Genomic DNA, 17,282 nt, shown 5'->3' with positions numbered 1-17,282 from the left:
CCAGTCGAACGGATCCCCACCCGTTCGGTGCGACTCCCACAGCCGCAGACGACACTCTAGCAGGAACGTGTCCTGCAGCCCATAGGAACCCATGGAACGATGGATGCCGGAGCCGATGGGGCTGCGGAACGACGAAGGGGACCACGTTGGGGGCAGGGGTCACGGTCATCGTGCCGACGTACAACGAGCGCGACAACGTCGCCGAGCTCGTGGAGCGCACGGCCGCGGCCTTGGCGGGACGGGACGCCGAGATCCTCTTCGTCGACGACAGCAGCGACGACACCGCGGCCGAGGTGGAGCGCGTCGCGGTCGACGCCCCGATCCCGGTGCGGGTGATCCATCGCTCGGACAACGTCGGAGGCCTCGGCGGAGCGGTCGTCGTCGGCCTGGGCGCCGCGGCGGCCGATGTCTGCATCGTGATGGACGGCGACCTCCAGCATCCCCCCGAGCTGCTGCCGACACTGCTGGACCGCTTCGCGGACGGCGACGCGGACGTGGTCGCGGCCTCCCGCTACGTCGGCGGCGGAGACACGAGCGGCCTGGGAACGGCCGTGCGCTTCGGCGTGTCCCGCGCCGCGACGTGGCTGACCCGCGCGATGTTCCCCCGTCGGCTCGCCCGGAGCACCGACCCGATGACCGGGTTCTTCCTCGTCGACCGGCGTCGCCTGCGGCTGGATGCACTGCAGCCGCAGGGCTTCAAGATCCTCCTGGAGATCCTCGCCCGGACGGATCTGCGGATCGCGGAGATCCCGATGGAGTTCGCCGAGCGTCGACACGGCACCTCGAAGGCGAGCCTGCGCCAGGGGGCCACGTTCATCGCTCATCTCGCACGGCTGCGGTTCGGGAAGATGTCGCTGTTCGCGGCGATCGGCGTGCTCGGCGCCATCGCCAACCTCGCGATCATGTGGGCCCTGACGGCGGCGGGCGTCCCCTACGTCTGGGCGGCCATCATCGGCGCCGAGGTCACGATCATCGGCAACTTCCTGCTGCAGGAGCGCTTCGTCTTCGCCGACATGCGCACCGACGCCCGCAGCGCCGGGGTGCGCTTCGCGGCGTCCTTCACGTTCAACAACGTCGAGGCGGCCCTGCGCATCCCGGTGATGGCGCTCATGGTCGAGACATGGCACATCTCCAGCGTCCTGGCGACCGCGCTGTCCCTCATCGTGGCCTTCTTCGCCCGGTTCCTGTTCCACTCCCTCGTCGTCTACGCGCCCCGTCGGCGGCGTGAGGAGAGGGCGGCGGCGGGCGAGCCGGAGCCGGACACCGCGACGCTGCGGATCATCCGCGCCATCGATGCCGAGGCCATGAAGCCGGGCGAGCTCTAGTCCTCGACCGTCCGCGAGGTGCGGGCGGCGTGGTCGCGGCGCGGCGCAGAGAAGGGCAGACGAGATCTCGGGGCCGGTGCGGTCCCGCGACGGACGGCGACGGCGGCGGGGATCGCGGTCAGCGCGAACAGCAGCGCGAGAGTCCGGGAGGAGGTGAGCAGAGGGCTGAAGAACGTGTCCCACGCTCCGAGCAGAGTGAGCCACACGACGATGCCGGGGGCGGCCTTGAGGGAGACGGCGCGGGCTACGGCGTAGATTGCGCATCCGAGAAGGACGAGCGCGAACGCCGCGCCCAACGGACCGAAGCGCAGCCACAGGTCGCCGAGCACCGAATGCACTTCGTACTGCCCGCCGAACATGTAGCCCTCGACGTACCCGTTGTCCGGATCGTAGTTGAGCTCGCTCATGCCGGTCTTGGCGATCCAGACGTCCTGTGAGGTGGGCAGGGTCCCGCTCCCGAAGCCCAGCGGGCGGGCGGAGATCAAGGCGGTCGCGGCGCCCAACTCTGGCCGCCCGCCGGCGATCAGCGCCCCGGAGGTGTCGATCTGGGCCTGCGTGCGCTGCTGCGCGGCGTCGCCGAGGACTCCCTCAAGGATCAGAGCCTGCAGCATGCTGAACGCGGCGAGGCTCAACACGCCCAGGAGCACCAGGGTCTGTGCAGGGCGCGGACGCCTGGTTCCCGCCGGAAGGAAGATCTGCCACAGCACGATCACGGCGGCAAGGAGGAGAAAGGACGTCATCGATCGCGAGTCCGAGAAGAGGCAGACGCCCGCGAGGAGGGCGAGTGCCAGCAGATCCAACGACCGCCGCCGGGAGGTCGACGTGAAGCCCAGGATGACGATGATGACCGGGACAGCGAGGGAGTACTTCCAGAGGTTGGCGGGGTTGCCTCCCGTGAGAGCCACATTCGCCAGTGCTCCCACCCCGAACGCGATGGCCGTGGCGCCGAGGCCGAGCTCGCTCCGCGCCCACAGGAGCACGCCGATGCCTCCCGCGAGGGACAGAAGCGTGAGGGACTGTTCGAGCATGAGGCTCGTCGAGGCCGCCCGCGTGGTCTCGAGGAGGGTGGTCGCCGCTCCCCAGACCGCCGCGCCGGCTGCGAGCGCGAGCAACGGCCGAGCGAAACGGTAGCCGCGCAACGCCGGCCACCAGACCGGCAGCAGGACCACGGCCACGACGACGGAGATGCTGATACCGGGGCCGAACGTGAACCGCACCGCCGACGCTGCGGCTGCGGCCGCGGCGACGATGGAGGTGGTCGTCCACGACGTCACGCTGCGCATACGGAGGTCTCCGATCAGCGGAGGTCGCCGCGGAAGACACCGACCTCCGCGCCGAAGAGGTAGTCGACCGTGAGGGTGACGTCCTCACGGTCCTCCTCCGGAATGGTGAACAGATAGACGCCCTCCGCGGCGTCTCCGGGGGAGAGCATCCCCTCGAACGGCACGCCACCGGGCCGGGTCAGCGTGCCGGCGGGTGCCCGGTCGGCGCCGGAATACGCGTTCACAGCGACGTAGTCGAGGTCGAGCGGTTCGGAGCCGGTGTTGACGATCCTGACAGTGGCGCGCACGGCAGGACCCGAAGTCTCCCCGGCGAGTGCCGCCTCGCCCTGCACGGCTTCCACGCGGGCGAGGAGGATGTCCGCACCCTCCGCGACGATCGTGGCGTTGGGCTCCACCGGCGTGAGCTCGGCGAACGGGAGGCCGCTCTCCGACGGAGCGGGCCGCGGCGTCTCCGTCGGGCGCGGCGCGTCGGTGGACACGATGTCACGGGGCGGGACGGTCGGCGTGCTCGTCGGTTCCGGCTGCCCGGCGGGAGTCAGCATCGGGGGAACGAGGAACGCGGCGGCCACGGCGAGACCGACCACCACGACCAGGATCGTCAGGGGAAGCCAGACGCGTCGGCGTCCCGGTGCGTTGTCCTCGTGCACGTCCTTCATGTGATCCCCACTCCCCGGTGTCCTCGCGGTGCGAGAGACGGTGCTCCGAGTTTAGACTGGCGCCCCTGTCGAGCGGTGCCGGGACAGGAATCGTCTTCCATCCCTGACCCCGCGCCATGCTGCGCGCAGCGGCGGAAGGGGGCGGAGGAACTGTCGCCGGCCGCCCCGGAGCAGCACCTGCCAGGCGTTGCGCGGAGCCGACCGTTCCCATGCCGCGACGTCATCGTCGTCGAGATGCAGCGCCGCGAAGAGCAGGCGGTTCCGGATGTTGTAGTAGTAGTAGAGCTCGGATTTCGCCTCGGCTCGCTGCCCGCGACCGCGATGAGTGCTGCCTTCGTCATGGATGGCCGTCGCGTCGTCGACCACCACCAGCCGCGCACCCGCGCGTGCGGCGCGCACGGAGATGTCGACGTCCTCCCAGTAGAGGAAGTACTCCTCGTGGAAGCCTCCCGTCAGTTCCCACACGGATCGCGGGATGAGCATGCACGCGCCGCTGATCCACGGCAGCCGCCGTGCCGAGGGTTGCTCCCGCCGCCTCCGCGGGCCGCCCATCGCACCGTCGTCCAGATAGACGTCCATCCCGGCGAACCACACGCGACCGTCCGCGTCGACCACGCGGGGAGAGGCGAGGGTCAGGTCGTCCGCCGTGGCATCCAGCAGAGCGGCGACGGAACCGCCGTCGATACGGGCGTCCGGGTTGAGGAGCAGGAGGTCGGTGGCACCGAGCACGTCGAACGCGTGCGCGGCGCCGGCGTTCACCCCGCCGCCGAAGCCGGCGTTCGTCGCCATCGGGACGAGGTCCCAGCCCCGCGCGGCGCAGAGCGCCGACACGGTCTCCCGCTCCGTCGGCGTGGACAGATTGTCGACGACGACGATCCGGGCCTCCGGAACATCGGAGGCCGTGGAGACGAGGTTCGACTCGAGCAGTCGGGCGGCGCCGTAATTGACGACGACCACCGCGAGGACCCGCGCGCTCATCCATGCTCCTCTCTGGCCGCACGCGAAGATCAGCCGGGCGCAGCCTGTGGATATAGTGAAGGCTACATTCGACGTCGCCTGGGGGAGTTGTCGTGTCAGAGATCCGAGCGGCGATGGGACGCCTGCAGCAGGCGCAGAAGTCGTCCAAAGGGGCGGCGGCCTATTCCCGCTACATCAACCGACCACTCGGTCGGCCGATGGCCGCGCTCGCGTACGTGATGGGGATGACCCCCACGCAGGTCACACTGGTCAGCGCGGCGTTCACCCTGACCGGTGTCGCCCTGATCGCCACCTTGCCGCCCGAGATCTGGTCTTCGATCCTCGTATCCGTCCTGCTCGTCCTCGGTTACGCGCTCGACTCCGCCGATGGCCAGCTCGCGCGGCTGACAGGCTCCGGATCGTTGGCGGGAGAGTGGCTCGACCACTTCTTCGATGCGATCAAGCTCGCGACCATCCATCTCGCGGTGCTCGTCTGCTGGTTCCGGTTCTTCGACCTTCCGGACGGCTGGCTGCTCGTCCCGCTGGTGTTCGCGGCTTCGGCCAACGTGTTCTTCTTCGGGATCATCGCCGCCGACTTCCTCCGCCGCGTGCACCGTCTGCGGCACCCTCAAGCGCCCGCTGAGACGCCTCGGGAGGCTTGGCGGTCCGGTGGGTTGTACTCCTTGGCGGTCATCCCGACGGACTACGGCTTCCTCTGCCTGGTGTTCGCGGTGCTGTGGTGGCAGCCGGTCTTCGTCGTCCTCTATACCGCGCTGGCCGTGATCAACGTGCTCATGCTTCTTCTCGCCGCGATGCGTTGGTACCGGTCGATCCGAGGGTTGGCGATCCATGTCTGAGGGCCAGCGTCCGATCCGCGTCATGCAGTCCTTCGGTGCGCCTCGGGTCACCACGAATCCCTACATCACCATGCTGGATGAGGCGCTCACTGCGACGCCAGGCATCGAGCATCTCCGGTTCTCCTGGCGCGAGGCCCTTCTCGGTCGATACGACGTGTTCCACTGGCACTGGCCTGAGGTGAAACTCCACGGGGGATCGGCCGTCTCTTCCGTCGGCAAATACGTCCTGACGGCGCTGCTCTCGTTACGGCATTCCCTGTCACGGCGGATCGCGGTCGTGCGCACGGTGCACAACTTGGAACTGCCGGACGACAACGCCGCCCGGCTGTGGCTGCTGCGACGGATCGACCGCCAGGCCGATCACCGCATCGTGTTGAACGAGACGACTCCGCTCCCTGCCGGAACGGCGCAGTCGCTCATCCTGCACGGCCATTACCGGGATTGGTACCGGCCGCAGCCGCGAGCGGAGCGGATCCGCGGACGAATGGGAACGTTCGGAGGGGTCCGACGGTACAAGGGAGTGTCCGGCTTCGTCGATGCCTACGCCGCTGCCGTCGCCGTCGATCCCGAGATGAGTGTCGTCATCGGCGGGAAGGCGTCGAGCGCGGACCTGGCCGACGATCTGCGCGAGCGTGTGGCGGACCTGCCGCAGGTCACGCTCCGTCTGGAGTTTCTGAGCGACGCCGAGCTGGTCGAGCTCGTCACGGGTTCCGAGCTGGTCGTGCTGGCCTATCGATTCATGCACAACTCTGGGAGCGTGCTCGCAGCGCTGTCGCTCGATCGGCCAGTCCTCGTGCCGCGCAATGCGCCCAATGAGGCGCTCGCCGCCGAGGTGGGGCCGGAGTGGGTGCAGATGTACGACGGCGAGCTGGATGGTGAGCGGCTGCGTGCCGCCCTGGCCGCGGTGCGGCAGATCACCACGGAGAGACCGGACCTGTCTCGGCGCGAGTGGGACGACGCCGGCGCTGCCCACGCACACGCGTACCGTTCGGCGCTTCGAGCTCGGCACTCCCGCGTCCGTCCCCGTGGCCGCACGAAGGAGGAGACATGATGCGAGAAGCGGCTTTCCGTCTCAAGACTGCGGCGGGCGGACGGAGCAGCACGGCCGCTTATCGGGACTTCCTCGTCGTGGATGCTCTGCCTCCGGAGGAGGCCATCGAGCTGAGCGCCCAGAGGTCCGCCGCGCACGCGCGCTTCGCGTTCGAGCACAGCGCGTTCTACCGCGAGCTGTATTCCGCGCACGGCTTCTCCGCCGAGGATCTGCGCGACCCCGCGTCGTTCTCCTCGCTGCCCATCGTCGACAAGACGATGCTCCGCGAGAACTTCGAGAGCATTCGCACGGATGAAGCCGATGCGCGCACCAGCGTCGTCTCGAAGACGGGTGGGAGTACGGGTCTGCCGCTGCACCTGCTGCGAGACCTCCGTTTTCCTGCCCGCGCACTCGAGTGGCGCCTGTTCGACTGGTGGGGGGTGAAACCCTGGGATGACCGGGCGATCGTGACGCGCCACGTGCTCACCGGGGCGGCCCGCCTGCGCCACGACCTCGGGTGGCTCCCCTCGCGACGGGTGCAGCTCGACGCCTTCCAGATCACGGACGATGCGGTGCGAGCGTTCGTGGAGCGCTGGAACCGGGTGGAGCCCCGTTTCCTGATCGGCTATGGCGGCGGCGTCCTGGACACGGTCCGACGGATGCGTCGACTGGGGCTCCGGGTCGTTCCGCCGGCGGCCGTGGCCGTGACGGCTGCTCCGCTGTCCCCTGGTACGAGGGCGGAGATCGAGGACGCCTTCGGCGCGCCGTGCTACGACCACTACCGCTCGGCCGAGATCCCCTGGATGGCGGGTGAGTGCGCCGAGCAGAGCGGACTCCACGTCTTCTCCGACGTGCGACGCATCGAGATCGTCGATGAGGCGGATCGGGTCCTGCCCGAGGGACGGGAAGGAGAGGTCATCGTCTCGGATCTGACGAACCGGGTCTTCCCGATCGTCCGATATCGTCTCGGCGACATCAGCAGCTATCGACCAGGGGTGTGCGCGTGCGGGCGGGGGCTTCCTCGCCTGGGCGCGATCTCGGGCCGCTCCTCCGATGCCGTGCGCCTGCCGGATGGGACCACGATCGCGGGCGCTCTCGGACACATCTTCGACGACGCGCCCCTGTCCATCCGTCAGTTCGAGATCGTCCAGGACTCGGATTACGCGGTGACGCTGCGGTGCATACCCGCGGACGGGCAGGACGTACAGGCCGGCATCGACGGCGCGGAGGCGAAGCTGCGTCATGCGACCAGAGGCCTCGTCCCCGTTCGTGTCGAGCGCGTCGACCACATTCCTCAGGTCGGCGGGAAGATGCGCTTCATCCGCAGTTCGGTCGGCACCGATCTGTCCGGGGATCCGTCGTGAATATCTCGGTTACACAACGATCGTCGTCCGAGCGTGTGTAAACTGTGCCGTGGCCGTCGCCCGTCCGGGTAGGCGGTGCGTACCGATACTGCACACCATCTCGCCCGGAGGGGGCTGGTTGGAGGGGCGCGGTGTACGCGGGTTAGACCCCTAGGAGACTCAGTTGCGTTCGCGACGTCGCTCGACCCTCACCCGACCCTCCCCTTCACGAACCTCGGCCGCCCTGGCGTCGGTCGTCGCGGCCACGACGATCGTGGCCGGCCTCTTCGGTGCTTCCCCCGCGGCGGCCGCCGACAGCGATTCCGCCGACGTGCTGCTGCGCGATGACTTCGATCGCGCGGCACCGTCCGGATGGGGGGCTTCCGACAACGGCCTCGCCTACTCGTCGTGGTCGTCCCGCGCCGAGGTGGCCAGTGTGGCCGATGGCGCGGCGGCCCTCACCCTCGACCCCGGAGAGTCCGCCTATCTCACCCCGCAGGCCGTCCGGGCGCGAGACGTCCGCGTCTCGGCGGATCTCCGCCTCGAAGCAACAGGTGGTCGGGGCTACTACGCCTACACGACGCGCGTCCAGGCCGACGGCTCCGCCTACCGAGTCCGACTGCTGACCGACGCCGAGGGGCAGGCGCAGCTCTCCGTCATCCGGACCCGGGGAGGTATGGAGACGGAGCTGAAAAGCGTGGCCGTTCCCTTGAGCGTTCTCGGCGACGGATGGGTCACGTTCGACGCCACGGTCACCGGGGCCGACGCCGTCGACTTCGAAGCGCGCCTCACGCCGGTCGGCTCCTCACCTGGGGCGCCCCAGCTCCGGACAACCGACTCCTCCGCCGCCCGGCTTTCCGGCGCGGGAGGCTTCGCCGTCTGGGCCTATGCATCGAGCAGCGCGACCGCGCCGGTCGACCTGCGGATCGACTCGCTGGATGCCACGGTCGCCGACGCGCCCTTGAGTGCCGAGCAGCCCGAACCGGAGCCGGAACCGCAGCCGGAGCCGGAACCGCAGCCGGAACCGGAGCCGCAGCCCGAGCCGCAGCCCGGGACCCCCGAACGCGGTGCGGCTCCTGTCGGCACCGCCCAGTACGCGGTGCCCGCCGGTGCCTTGTTCGTCGATGCGCGGAGCACCGCGGAGAGCCCCACAGGCACAATGGTCGCACCGTACCGTTCCGTTCAAGCCGCCGTGAACGCCGCCCGCCCCGGATCCACGGTCGTCCTTCGGGCTGGCGTCTATCATCAGTCCGTCGACGTCCCGTACAGCAAGACGTTGACCATCCAGGCCTACCCGGGAGAGGCCGTCTGGTTCGACGGCTCGACACGGGTCGCGAACTGGACGAAGTCGGGGTCGGCATGGGTCAGTGCCGGATGGACGGCGGAATTCGACGACGACATGCTCAACGGCAATGCCGGATGGTTCGTCGACCCGGCGTACCCGATGGCGAACCACCCGGACCAGCTCTACATCGACGGTGTCCCGCAGCGTCAGGTCGCCACGGCCGCTGAGGTCGTTGCCGGGACGTTCGCCGTCGACGACGCGCGCGACCGGTTGATCCTCGGGACCGACCCTTCCGGTAAGGAGGTGCGGGCGAGCGACCTCGGACAGGCGCTCAACGTACAGTCGGCGAATTCCGTGCTGCAGGGTTTCGGTGTCCGGCGCTACGCAACCTCCTACGACGTGCTCGGCACCGTCCGTATGCACAACGTCGGCGTCACGGTACGCGACCTCGTCATCGAGGACAACGCGACGATCGGGCTGTTCGTGGGTAACGACCGGGCGAAGATCGACGATCTGACCGTCCGCAGGAACGGGCTGCTCGGGATGTCTATAACCACGGCGTACGGCACGACCTTCACGGACTCTCTCATCACCGACAACAACACCGAGCGGTTCAACGGCTCGCCCGTCGCCGGCGGGGTCAAGGTCACTCGCACCCGCGGCATCGTGATGAGCAACGTCGACACGAGCCGCAACGTGGGCAGCGGGACCTGGTTCGACGAGTCGTGCTACGACGTCAAGATCCTCGACGTGACGTCGAACGGGAACACCGAGATCGGGATCCACGCGGAACTGTCGTCCCAGGTCACCATCGCGCGGAGTCAGGCGTTCGACAACCGCGAAGGGATTCGCATCTTCGACACCGAGAACGTACTGATCACGAACAACGACCTCGGGAACAATGCGCGCCACGATCTCAATCTCATGCAGGACGAACGACGCCAGGCCACCCATCGTGTGGGCCGCGACCCGCGTGTCGACGGAGTGGATCCGACCGTGACGTGGATCACGCGCAACATCACCATCCGCAACAACGTGTTCGGTGCGGGCGGACCCCGCGCTATCTTCGCCCACGACACGGCGACGGGGCGCGCGGTGAACACGTGGAATGTCACGATCGACGGCAACCTGTTCAGCAGCTCCACTCGTGGCCCGTCGATGGTCACCTGGGGAGGGTCTGGCGACGTCTACGAGACGTTCTCGACGCCCGCGCAGCTCGCCGCGGCGAAGAACCCCGGTTGGCGCAACGCGCAGACGGCCGTTGCCCAACCCTTCGCGGACATGAGGGACGACATCGCCGCGAACACCGCCATCGCCCGGCCGCTCCCGTCAGCGGTCGCGAGTCTGCTGGGCATCGCGACGGGCACAGTGATGCTCGGCAGCGGCCGGTGAGCATCTCCCGGTCCGCCCTCCGGGGCGGACCGGGTCGCGTCCCGGCTCCGTCCGGGCACAATGGAGGTGTGACCCACGACTCTCGTGCCCCGCATCTCCTCGTGCACCCGGGATGGGAGCTGTTCGGCTCCGATCGTATGCTCCTCGAGACCGCGACAGCGCTGCGGGAGCGAGGGGAGCCGGTCGTCGTCGTGTTGCCGCGACGTGGCCCTCTCGTGGACGAACTGCAGGCACTCGGCGCGCAGGTGCTCCTTCCCCCGATGTTCGTGCTGCGCAAGTCGAACCTGCGGCCCCGGAACTGGCTGCGGTCCGCGCGGGACGCGGTTCAGGGATTCGCTGCCTCCATCGCGATCGTCCGGCGGCTGCGTCCCCGGAGCATCTACGTGAGCACCATCGTCCTGCCCACCTGGCCCCTCGTGGGTCGACTGAGCCGTATACCGACCGTCACCCATGTCCACGAGGCGGAGGCCTCCGCGTCCCGCTGGGTGAACCTCGCACTCTACGCACCGCATCTCGCGGCGCATCGGGTCGTCGCGAACAGCCGCTTCACGTTGCAGACCGTTCAAGCGGCGCTTCCTGCCCTCGCTCGGCGCGCAGCGGTTATCCCCAACGGTGTGGCCGCCCCCTCCGAGGTCGACGAGCCGCGGCCGTACGTGGACCGCCTCCGTATCGGTTACGTCGGTCGGCTCTCGCACCGGAAGGGCCCCGACCTCGCCGTCGAGGCCTTGGCCGAGCTCGCCGTCGCCGGCGTCGACGCCGATCTCCATCTGGTGGGTGCCGCCTTCGTGGAGAACGCGGGATACGAGCGGGAGCTGCGCGAGCGTGCGGAGGCGCTCGGCGTCGGCGATCGCGTGACGTTCCTCGGATTCCAGTCCGACGTCTGGCCGTTCCTCGCCGGCATCGATGTGCTCGTCGTGCCTTCCCGGCAGGACGAGTCCTTCGGCAACACCGCCGTCGAGGGCGTGCTCGCCGCTCGGCCGGTGGTCGCATCGGACATCCCCGGGCTTCGCGAGGCGGTCGGCAGCTATCAGAGCGTCGCCTTCACGACGCCGGGGGAATCCCAGGAGCTCGCCGCGGCACTGCGGTCCGTGGTGGACGGCTGGGAGGAGCGGCGGGCCGACGCGCTCTCCGCCCGCGCGTCGGCGCTGCACAGGTTTGCTCCGGCGACCTACCGCCGGACCACGGCGGAGTTCCTGACCTCGGTCGCGCCGCGCTGACCGTCCGCCTTCAGCGGGAGAGGAGATCCGGGGTGGGCGGCACGAGGAACGCCGAGACCTGTCGGTAGAGCGCCGATGCCTCCAGGGCGGTGCGCTCCAGCATCGCCCGGTGCGCCCGCGCGGCGTCGTGGTGGGCGTCCGGGATGTCGAACGGGTTCGAGCGCCGACGACCGAGGAGGGTCCTTCGGGCTTTCGGTGGGGCGACGAACCCGCGTCGCCCGTGCAAGGCCGCCGCGTATGCGGCGAGGCCGTCCGCTGCGCGCCCGTCATCCAGAAGGGCGCTCGCATTCTCCTCGCCGAAGACCGCGGCACCCAGATGGAGGGCCTCGCGCAGGGTGAACGCCTTGGACCGCGCCTGCGGGACCAGCTGAGAGATGAAAGAGCGTTCCGCTCGGCTTGCCGTGAGGATGAGATCGGCGGTGCGGATCCGGTCGGCGTCGACGGCGGAGGAGCGATGGTCGTCGGCGCCGGCACCCGCGCCCACCGCGCGCGCCACCTCGACCGCCGCCTCACACATCGGCCGGTCCCCGGGGCCCACGCGGATCCCGGCGCTGGTGATGTCCCAGAGCTGTTCCTCAGCGCTGGCACGAAGGACCTGTGCCATCAGGGGCGACCGACAGATGTTCGCCTCGCAGACGAAGATGAGCCTGTGTGCCACGTGTTCCCCTCGGTGCCGAGTCGGAACCGCCGACCCGCTTTCCAACATAGGCGATAATGAGGTGCTGCGAACCGGCGCACAGATCGCACGGCGTCGTGCCGAGGGGGACGGGAACACATGACACTGCAGGATTACTTCCAGGCGCTGAGGGGTCACTGGGTGGTGATCATCGTGCTCACGCTCCTGGGGGGCGGAGCGGCATACGGGTACTCTCAGCTCGTCGACCCGGAGTACCGGGCGGAAGCCCAGGTGATGGTGATCCCGACTCGCGGCGAGAGCACCAGCGAACTGCTGCAGGGCTCCAACTACGTCCAGAGTCTCGTCCAGACATACACGCTCCTCGTGGTCTCGCCCACCGTGCTCGGTCCGGTCATCGAGGAGGTCGGCCTCAACGAGACGCCCAACCGGCTCGCCCGCCGCGTCGACGTCAACGTGCCGCTCAACACGGTCGTCATCGAGATCGGCGTCACCGACGCCGACGGCGAGACCGCGCAGGAGACCGCGAACGCCATCGCGAGCGAGCTCGCTGTCGCGGTTCGGGACATCTCCCCACTGGGGGCTGACGAGAAGCCCGCCGTGCGGATCGAGACCATCTCGCCCGCCCGGACGCCGACAGTGCCCATCTCGCCCAACACCCGCAACAATGTCGCTCTCGGCGCGGCAGGCGGCCTCCTCCTTGGTGTCGTGTACGCCGTGCTGCGCCGACGGTTCGCGACCCGTATCGTGAGCGCGAGCTCGCTCGGCGAGATCACCGACGTCGCGGTTCTCGGGGAGATCCCCGAGGCCGCGGACAATCAGACGCTCGCCCGGGTCATTCGCTCGCAGCCCGACGGACGCATCGCGGAGGCGATGCGGCAGGTCTCCGCGAGCCTGCGATTCGTCGACGTCGACAAGAGCCGACGGGTGATCCTGGTGACCTCGTGTTCGGCACAGGAGGGCAAGTCTTCCGTCGGTCTGGGGCTCGCGCTGACGCTCGCCGAGGGGGGACGGACGGTCCTCTTCATCGAGGCGGACCTGCGGCGCCCCAGTACCGCGCGCTACACCCAGCTCGAAGGGGCGGTGGGTCTCACCACGGTGTTGATCGGTGACGTCGAGCTGGATGATGCGGTGCAGCAGTGGGGTCGCCCCGGGCTGGACATCCTCACGGCCGGTGCGCAGCCTCCGAACCCGGGGCAGCTGCTGTCCAGTGGAGAGCTGCACAAGGTCGTCGACGACGCGCGGGAGAAGTACGACTACGTCATCATCGACACCGCGCCGGTTCTCTCCGTGAGTGACGCTCTCTGGCTCTCGACCACGGCCGACGGCACCCTGTTCGTCGTTCGCGCCCATCGCACGAAGGGGACCGAGCTCGCGCGTGCGCTCTCGTCGCTCGAGTCCACGCGGACGCCGGTCCTCGGCATCGTCCTCAACGGCATCCGCGGCGCGGCGAAGAGCCCGTACTATACGGACGAGCGCCCTCGCGGGCTGCGTCCTCGGCTGAGCCGCCGCGGCGCCCGAGGCTGAGGCCCCGTGAACTCGCTCCTGGCGCTCGGCGCCCGCGCGGCCACCATGGTCGTCTCCCTCGTCTGCGGTGTGATCACCACCAGGATGATCCTGGGCGAGACCGACGTCGAGCACTACGCGCTCTATACACTGCTCATCACGATTCCATCGCTGCTGACGTTCACGGACCTCGGCAGTGGTGCGGTGCTGGTCAATGCGGTGGCGACCAGCGAAGACGTCCGCACGGACCGCAAGCTGCGCCTTCAGGTGACGTCGGTCGGACGGATCCTGCTGCTCTTCGCCTCCGGCCTCATGATCATCAACACCGTGCTGCTCGTCAGCGGGGGATGGCGCGTGCTGTTCGGGGATGCGGGAGCCATCCCCGGGGCTCCCCTCGCCGCCTTCCTGTGCATCACGCTGTTCAGCCTCACGGTGACCCTCGGCGTGTGGTTCCGGATCCTGCTGGGACAGCGCCGCAACCACCTCGTCATCCTCGTGCAAGGCCTCATCTCCCCCCTCACGCTCGGCGGCGTCTGGCTCCTGCTCACCGTCGGAGGCCGGGCCTTCGACTCCTTCCTCGCACTCGCCTCGTACGGCGCCTCCCTGATCACCGCCGTCATCGGGTTCACCCTGGTGACGCGTTCGACCGCGCCTCTCATCCCCGACGCCCTCCGCGTCCTGTTCCGATGGCGGCGTGTGCCCGGCGTGCGGGTGATGGACGTGGGGTGGCCGATGCTGGCGCAGATGGTCACGTATCCCATCGCCGTCGGCTCGCAGCGGTACGTGCTCGCCCAGTACGGCACGCCGACCGACGTCGCGGAGTACGGTGTCGCAGGCCAGGTGTTCTTCGCGCTCAACGGGTTGGTCATGGCCGCAGGGGTGGCGCTCTGGCCACAGTTCGCGCGGCGGCGGCACCGCGGCGAGCTCACGCGCGGGCCGTATCTGCTGTCCCTCCTCTTCGGCGGTGCTGTGGCCATGGCTACGGCGCTCGTCTGGGTGATCGGTCCCTGGCTGTTCGACTTCATCACGCGCGGCGAATTGGAGGTCCGCCCCTCGACGATCCTCGCGTTCGGCGCCATGATCATGCTGACGGCCGCCGTCTATCCCCTGGGCATGTTCATCATGGACAAACCGGGTATCCGCTTCCAGGTCGTTCCGACGTTGGCGATGGCGGCGCTGAGCATCGTGCTGTCGGTCGTGCTGACACCGCTGCTGGGCATCATCGGGCCGCTGCTCGGCGTAGCGTTCGCGCTGACCGTCTGCCAGCTCATCCCGTACGCCATCTACATCCACCGCCACCGTGGGCGCCTGCTCGCTTCCGACCGCGCCCACGATCCGGCGGCCGAAGACGATCCGGCCTCCGCAGGCCAGCCGGGTTAGCCGGTCCACTCCTCGGCTCGGCGATGCGCGCGCCTCGCCGAGTCGTGGAACGACTCCCCGCGCGCGATCCGCAGCGCCAGATCCTCGTAGTCTTCGGCGACGGCGTCCCACGTGAAATCATCGGCGGCGCGGGTCCGGGCGGCAGCTCCGGCTCTGGCCACGCCGTCCGCGTCGGCCTCGGCGGCGGTGATCGCGGTGGCCGCCTGGGCCGGGTCCGAGAAGTACCAACCATGGCCGTCGAGGACCTCACGGTTGAAGACGACGTCGTACGCGATCACGGCCGTGCCGGCTCCCATGGCGCGCAGGAGCGACGGGTTCGTCCCCCCGACGGAATGACCGTGGAGGTAGGTGAAGGCGTGGTGGTAGAGCGCGTCGAGAAGGTCTTGGTCGTACACCGCGCCGAGGAGGCGGATTCGGTCGTCCGCGGCCGCGAGGTCGTCGATGGCCGCGGTGTAGTCGGCGGCATAGGGGGCGGAGCCCACGACCACGAGGGGCTTCCCGGCCGCAGACGCGGCGTACCCCTCGACGATCTCACGGACATGGTTCTCGGGTTCGAACCGCGCGACCACGAGGTGGTACTCGCCGGGCTCGAGGCCGAGCGCGCGGATGCCGGCCACCGGTGCGTCGTCGAGGAGAGGGGCGCCGTAGCGGATCATCTCGCTGGCCACGCCGAACTGGTGATCGTAGTATTCGGCGATTCCGGGAGCGTCGGCGATGATCGCATCGGCCGTCCGCACGCCGAACGACTCGGCCCAGCGATAGTAGGCCTTTCCACGGGGCCCCCACTTCGAGCGTCGCCACTCGAGTCCGTCCATGTGGAGCGCGACGGGGATGCCCCGGGCGCGCAGCAACGGGAGGAACGGCGAGTTGGCGGCGTTGAAGACGAAAGCTGCGTCGGGACGGGCCCTGGTGACCGCGTGCGCGGTCGACAGCGCGGTGTGGCTGAGCGTCTCGAGCGCTTTGTGCCGTACCGCCGGCAGGGTCACCCTCCGCATGCCCAGGTGTACGTCGCCCGCGGTGCCGGCATCCCGCCCGTACACCAGCACACGGTGTCCCCGGGCGACGAGCCGCCGCCCGACCTCTTCGACGGCCGTCTCGAATCCTCCGTATGCGGCGGGGATTCCGCGCGTGCCGATCAGCGCGATGCGGAGCGAGGGAGAGGGGGACGTCGCGGCGGAGTGCATCGGAACAGTATGCCCGAGCCTTGATCGCCGAGTGCGGGGGCTAATCTGGGGCGGTGTCGTCAGAACCTTCCTCGGACTCATCCCTCGCCTGGGGCTTTCCTGCCGAACAGTCGGTGAGCGCGTGGGAGCGCCGTCACGCGGCAGGTGAGGTGCCGAGCGCCTGGCAGTACGGCTTGGACGGCCTGCGCGCGTTCGCGCCCGTCGACGTGCTCGACCTGCCGGCGCCCGGACGGGTGGCGCGAATGCGGAGCCGCGTCGGCCTCGGCCCGCGCCCGGTCGACGGCCGCGCCTTCACCTGGGACGAGAACGCCGCCTTTCGGATGCAGGTGCGGCGTCCTCGGCGGAGCTTCGCGTCAGGCGTCATCTGGCTGACCGACATGGTGGAGCGGGGCCACGTTCCGCAGCGTCTGATCGAGGTGCTGCAGAGCGCGGACGATCTGTGGGTGCTGAGCCGGGGACAGGTCGAACCGCTCCGGGCAGTGATCGGGGCCGGAGGGCCACGCATCACCGCCGTTCCGTTCGGAGTGGACGCCGACTTCTTCCCGCCGCGTCCCTACCCGGAGCGGCCGCGCATCGTGAGCATCGGCAACGACAGGGATCGTGATCCGCAGACGCTCTTCCGAGCGCTGGAGATCGTCCGGGCGCAGCGGCCCGACGTGGAGGCCGTCGTGCAGACATCGGCGACCGGCGCGCCGGACGGCGTCCGTGTCGTCGAGCGCATGAGCCATCGCGATCTCCGGGACCTGTACGCGACAGCGACAGTGGTGGCGACGGCAACCCGACCGAATCTTCACGTGTCGGGGATGACGGTGACTCTGGAGGCACTCGCGACCGCACGACCGGTCGTGAACACGGACACGCCGGGGATGTCGCAGTACGTCGAGGAGGGAGTGACGGGCCACCTCGCTCCGGTGGGAGACGCCGAGGCGCTGGCCGATCGGCTCCTGTCCCTCCTCTCGAACCCGGCGGAGGCGGCACGGATGGGGCTCGCCGGCCGCGCGGCGGTCGAGTCGTCGTTCACTACGGCGATCATGTGCGCCCATCTCGCGGAGATCCTGGTGCCCACCGCGGATCGCACGGCCATCGGGTCCTGAGGTCGGGTAGCGCTGCGGCGAGTGCTGCGCTATTCTAACGGCGGATGCGTCTTTGGGGGACGCGAGGGGATCCATCATCCGCCGATATTTCGGCATGTGCCTGTGGGGAGGCGCCATGCGAGTCCAGCGACTCGAGGCA

The 17,282-nt window shown here is 69.3% G+C and carries 14 protein-coding genes; 9 read left to right on the top strand and 5 right to left on the bottom strand.

Translation table 11 applies throughout. The features are described from left to right. Positions 1-146 precede the first annotated feature (146 nt). On the top strand, positions 147-1,325 hold the full coding sequence (locus tag D8M34_RS06975; RefSeq protein WP_238695610.1) for a glycosyltransferase: 1,179 nt from the start codon (positions 147-149) through the stop codon (positions 1,323-1,325). Here the strand turns inward: D8M34_RS06975 and D8M34_RS06970 are convergent. The 3 genes from D8M34_RS06970 to D8M34_RS06960 are packed head-to-tail and all read right to left on the bottom strand — an operon-like array spanning position 1,322 to position 4,242. After that, positions 1,322-2,608: a hypothetical protein gene (locus tag D8M34_RS06970; RefSeq protein ID WP_126893558.1), complete on the bottom strand. Its 1,287-nt coding sequence runs from the start codon at positions 2,606-2,608 to the stop codon at positions 1,322-1,324. The two genes, D8M34_RS06975 and D8M34_RS06970, sit on opposite strands and share 4 nt — an antisense overlap. 14 nt (positions 2,609-2,622) lie before the next feature. Further along, positions 2,623-3,264, bottom strand: a complete 642-nt coding sequence (locus D8M34_RS06965) for a hypothetical protein (RefSeq protein ID WP_025104622.1) — start codon at positions 3,262-3,264, stop codon at positions 2,623-2,625. A 51-nt stretch (positions 3,265-3,315) separates the two neighbouring features. After that, the gene (locus D8M34_RS06960; protein ID WP_025104621.1) at positions 3,316-4,242 is read right to left on the bottom strand and encodes a glycosyltransferase family 2 protein; all 927 of its coding nucleotides are present in this window, start codon (positions 4,240-4,242) and stop codon (positions 3,316-3,318) included. A gap of 92 nt (positions 4,243-4,334) precedes the next feature. Here D8M34_RS06960 and D8M34_RS06955 point away from each other — a divergent pair, with 92 nt between their 5' ends. The 5 genes from D8M34_RS06955 (at position 4,335) to D8M34_RS06930 (ending at position 11,345) form a co-directional block, all read left to right on the top strand. Further along, entirely contained in the window at positions 4,335-5,078 is a 744-nt protein-coding gene (locus D8M34_RS06955) for a CDP-alcohol phosphatidyltransferase family protein (protein ID WP_029989676.1), read from the top strand. After that, positions 5,071-6,129, top strand: coding sequence for a hypothetical protein (locus tag D8M34_RS06950; RefSeq protein WP_025104619.1), 1,059 nt, complete (start codon positions 5,071-5,073; stop codon positions 6,127-6,129). Before D8M34_RS06955 ends, D8M34_RS06950 begins: the two co-directional genes overlap by 8 nt. Then, the gene (locus tag D8M34_RS06945; protein ID WP_102208731.1) at positions 6,126-7,472 is read left to right on the top strand and encodes a phenylacetate--CoA ligase family protein; all 1,347 of its coding nucleotides are present in this window, start codon (positions 6,126-6,128) and stop codon (positions 7,470-7,472) included. Before D8M34_RS06950 ends, D8M34_RS06945 begins: the two co-directional genes overlap by 4 nt. Before the next feature lie 163 nt (positions 7,473-7,635). After that, positions 7,636-10,128, top strand: coding sequence for a right-handed parallel beta-helix repeat-containing protein (locus D8M34_RS18855; RefSeq protein WP_153244996.1), 2,493 nt, complete (start codon positions 7,636-7,638; stop codon positions 10,126-10,128). A 68-nt stretch (positions 10,129-10,196) separates the two neighbouring features. Continuing rightward, entirely contained in the window at positions 10,197-11,345 is a 1,149-nt protein-coding gene (locus D8M34_RS06930) for a glycosyltransferase (protein ID WP_025104616.1), read from the top strand. 10 nt (positions 11,346-11,355) lie between these two features. Here the strand turns inward: D8M34_RS06930 and D8M34_RS06925 are convergent, their stop codons facing one another. Next, positions 11,356-12,051: an arsenate reductase/protein-tyrosine-phosphatase family protein gene (locus D8M34_RS06925; RefSeq protein ID WP_102208732.1), complete on the bottom strand. Its 696-nt coding sequence runs from the start codon at positions 12,049-12,051 to the stop codon at positions 11,356-11,358. A 69-nt stretch (positions 12,052-12,120) separates the two neighbouring features. Between D8M34_RS06925 and D8M34_RS06920 the strand changes: the two genes are divergently transcribed. Beyond that, complete coding sequence (locus D8M34_RS06920) at positions 12,121-13,506, top strand: polysaccharide biosynthesis tyrosine autokinase (protein WP_025104614.1); 1,386 nt, start codon at positions 12,121-12,123, stop codon at positions 13,504-13,506. Positions 13,507-13,512: 6 nt separating this feature from the next. Continuing rightward, positions 13,513-14,865 (top strand): lipopolysaccharide biosynthesis protein, encoded by a 1,353-nt coding sequence (locus D8M34_RS06915; protein ID WP_025104613.1) that lies wholly within the window; start codon positions 13,513-13,515, stop codon positions 14,863-14,865. Here D8M34_RS06915 and D8M34_RS06910 read toward each other — a convergent pair. After that, complete coding sequence (locus tag D8M34_RS06910) at positions 14,862-16,049, bottom strand: DUF1972 domain-containing protein (protein ID WP_025104612.1); 1,188 nt, start codon at positions 16,047-16,049, stop codon at positions 14,862-14,864. The genes D8M34_RS06915 and D8M34_RS06910 overlap by 4 nt on opposite strands. Before the next feature lie 53 nt (positions 16,050-16,102). Here D8M34_RS06910 and D8M34_RS06905 point away from each other — a divergent pair, with 53 nt between their 5' ends. Continuing rightward, positions 16,103-17,143 carry a glycosyltransferase family 4 protein gene (locus tag D8M34_RS06905; protein ID WP_029989670.1) on the top strand — a complete coding sequence of 347 codons (1,041 nt, stop codon included), beginning with the start codon at positions 16,103-16,105 and terminating at the stop codon, positions 17,141-17,143. The last annotated feature ends 139 nt before the right edge of the window (positions 17,144-17,282 follow it).

This window comes from Microbacterium sp. HSID17254 (assembly GCF_003989315.1).
Lineage (GTDB): Bacteria > Actinomycetota > Actinomycetes > Actinomycetales > Microbacteriaceae > Microbacterium.
This window is presented reverse-complemented; position numbering and strand designations above follow the sequence as displayed.